Below are 2,890 nucleotides of genomic sequence, written 5' to 3' on the forward strand. Positions count from 1 at the left end.
AATGGGCAGCGAAACGCTCACACCACCAACATCATCCGCAACCCACACGCCCTCCGGAATGCACGATTCTCACCGGCTAACTGAACGGTATTGGAGTTAAACATGGAGCAAGCATCACGGTCTGAAGTGCCCGTCTCGTTCCGGCGCTTGAGCAAGTTGCCCGTGCCGGTCAGACGAGTGCTTGTGACGGCGCGGCGGTGGAGCCACTTTGGCCCGCGACCGCATCCGAGGGTCGACGTCAAAGTGATCGATGGTGTCGCGGTGATCACGTTCGACGACGGCAAGGTGAACGCGATTTCCGAGCGGATGAGCCACGCGTTCGCGGAAGCTCTCGACCGCGTGGAGGCCAATGATCAGGTCCGCGCGCTGGTCGTCTCGGGCCGACCGGGGCAACTCAGCGCAGGCTTCGACCTCGACACACTCATGGTCGGAGGTAAACAGCGTGACACGCTCATACGCGACGGCTGGACCCTTCTCGGACGCCTGTTGGCACTGCCGCTGCCCGTCGTCATCGCCTGCACCGGCAACGCCGTGGCCCTCGGGGCGGCCCTGGTGCTCACCGGCGACATGCGTCTGGGTGCTGACGGTGACTTCAAGATTGGCTTCAACGAGGCCGCCATCGGGCTGCCGCTCCCCGGGGTCTTGCTGATGCTGGTCCGAGATCGGCTTCGCGACGACGTCTTCGAGGAAGCCACGTACGGTGCGCGGATGTACCGGCCGCAGGAGGCACTCACCGCAGGCTTTCTTCATCGCGTCGTCGCGCCCTCCGATCTCCTCGACACCGCGATCGCCGAGGCCCAAGCGCTCAGCGCAGGTCCCGTCGACACGTTCCGCCGCGAGAAGGAGAAGCGTATCGGTCCGATTTCCGAACGGATGCGCCGCCAACTCGAGGAGGACATGACGCTCATCGAGCGCATCGGCTCATGAGACGGAGATTGGGTATGAGCGCCTGAGAGTGTGGGCGCGACTCGCCGGGGGCCGGCCAGCAGCCGAGTTTCCGGACCGATACCCGGTGAGAACCTCGCGCACATCGGGCCGCTCGCACCGCGAGCTGCACCGCCCGCCAGCGTTGGTCCCACCGTTGGAAGGCAGCACTGAATTCCATCGAAATCACCTTCGACGGACGCCTGTCCCCGGACGAAAGTAGCTACAAATCAACCAGTTACACGTTATCTGGACAGACCCCGCACCGGCGTTGCTGGGCGGACCGGCAGCGTTCGACAAAGCGTTCGACACCGAGCGCTCCGCCTGACCCATCAATCACATCGGAAATATTGAACTACAGACACTTTCAGTAACCTTTGCGAGGACTTACGGCATGACCATCCACGCTCCCAGCCAATTTCACCGCCACCCCGAAACTCCCGGCCGCGATGTTGCGGGACCTCGCTGCCCTGGGAATCAGAGAGCAGCTTCGTGGTTGGCCGACAGGTCGACCTGCGCGGGGAGCACGAGGTGGTGCGCCGACTCCGGGCTCTCGGCGACGAGCGAGGCGTGCGTCGGCGGATCGGAAGGCACGTGCGCGGGACGACGGCGTTCGAACTCGGTCCGCAGTACCGGAACGACCTCACGGCCGAGGATCTCGATCTGTTCGAGGACGACGTCGAGTGGCAGGCCCGCGTGGTCCATGAGGAACAGCTGCCGCTGATAGTCGCCCGCATAGTCGGCGAAGCCCAGGGTGCGCTCGATGACCTGTTCGGGGGTGCCGACGGTGAGCGGCGTCATGGTGGAGAAGTCCTCGAGCGACGGGCCGTGACCGTAGACCGGTGCGTTGTCGAAGTACGGGCGGAACCGGCGGACGGCCTCCTTCTCGGTGGTGTCCATGAAGACTTGACCGCCGAGACCGACGATCGCCTGGTCCGCGGCGCCGTGGCCGTACTGCTCGAACCGCTGCCGGTACAGGGTGATCATCTGCTCGATGTGTTCCTTGTTCCAGAAGATGTTGTTGTGGAAGAAGCCGTCACCGTAGAACGCGGCCTGTTCGGCGATCTCGGGCGAACGGATGGAACCGTGCCAGACGAAGGGCGGCGTGTCGTCGAGCGGTGTCGGCGTGGAGGTGTAGCCGCGCAGCGGGGTGCGGAACTTGCCCTCCCAGTCGACGACCTTCTCCCGCCACAACCGGCGCAGAAGGTGGTAGTTCTCGATCGCGAGCGGGATGCCCTCGCGAATATCCTTGCCGAACCACGGGTAAACCGGTCCGGTGTTGCCGCGCCCCATCATCAGGTCGACGCGTCCGCCGGACAGGTGCTGCAGCATCGCGAAGTCCTCGGCGATCTTGACCGGGTCGTTGGTGGTGATCAGCGTCGTCGCGGTCGACAGCTGCAGTGTCGAGGTCTTCGCAGCGATCCAGCCCAGCATCGTCGTAGGCGACGACGGCACGAAGGGTGGGTTGTGATGCTCACCCGTCGCGAAGACATCGAGTCCCACCTGCTCGGCTTTGAGGGCGATCTGCGTCATCGAGACGATGCGCTCGTGCTCGGTGGGGATGCGCCCTGTCGTGGGGTCGCGGGTCACGTCTCCGATGGTGAAGATGCCGAACTGCATGGTCGTCCCTTTCCCTAACTAATTGAAGAATCAACTATATCAACCGCGGGGAGGCCGGGGGTATTCCAGCCCCCCCGCCCTTTGGTCAATGCCGAGCGGTGTGAGATCGGTGAGAACCACGCCTTCGGTTACACGGGTCAAATTTCGGTCGGCGGATTACGCCGAGGCCGGATCCGCGCATTGGGCAGCGCCGGCGCCGGCAGTCTCGGCGTCGGACCGACATAACCCTCGACGCGGCCGAACTGCCCGGATTCGCTCTGCCACGCGTCGCGGAAGGCGACGATTTCGTCGTGACTGCGGCCCACGAAATTCCACCACATGACGATCTCCTCACCGAAGGGTGCAC

At 64.2% G+C, this 2,890-nt stretch carries 2 protein-coding genes and 1 pseudogene; 1 reads left to right on the forward strand and 2 read right to left on the reverse strand.

What is annotated here, in order from left to right:
• Positions 1–102: 102 nt before the first annotated feature.
• Positions 103–927: a crotonase/enoyl-CoA hydratase family protein gene (locus WAW17_RS30460; protein WP_422336568.1), complete on the forward strand. Its 825-nt coding sequence runs from the start codon at positions 103–105 to the stop codon at positions 925–927.
• Between the two features lie 474 nt (positions 928–1,401).
• Here the strand turns inward: WAW17_RS30460 and WAW17_RS30465 are convergent, their stop codons facing one another.
• Together WAW17_RS30465 and WAW17_RS30470 are read right to left on the reverse strand one after the other, a co-directional pair.
• Complete coding sequence (locus WAW17_RS30465) at positions 1,402–2,544, reverse strand: LLM class flavin-dependent oxidoreductase (RefSeq protein ID WP_422336569.1); 1,143 nt, start codon at positions 2,542–2,544, stop codon at positions 1,402–1,404.
• Between the two features lie 137 nt (positions 2,545–2,681).
• Positions 2,682–2,890, reverse strand: a pseudogene (locus tag WAW17_RS30470) (pirin family protein); the annotation flags it as partial.

Origin of the sequence: Rhodococcus sp. (in: high G+C Gram-positive bacteria) (assembly GCF_049286785.1) — a bacterium.
GTDB lineage: Bacteria > Actinomycetota > Actinomycetes > Mycobacteriales > Mycobacteriaceae > Rhodococcus_F.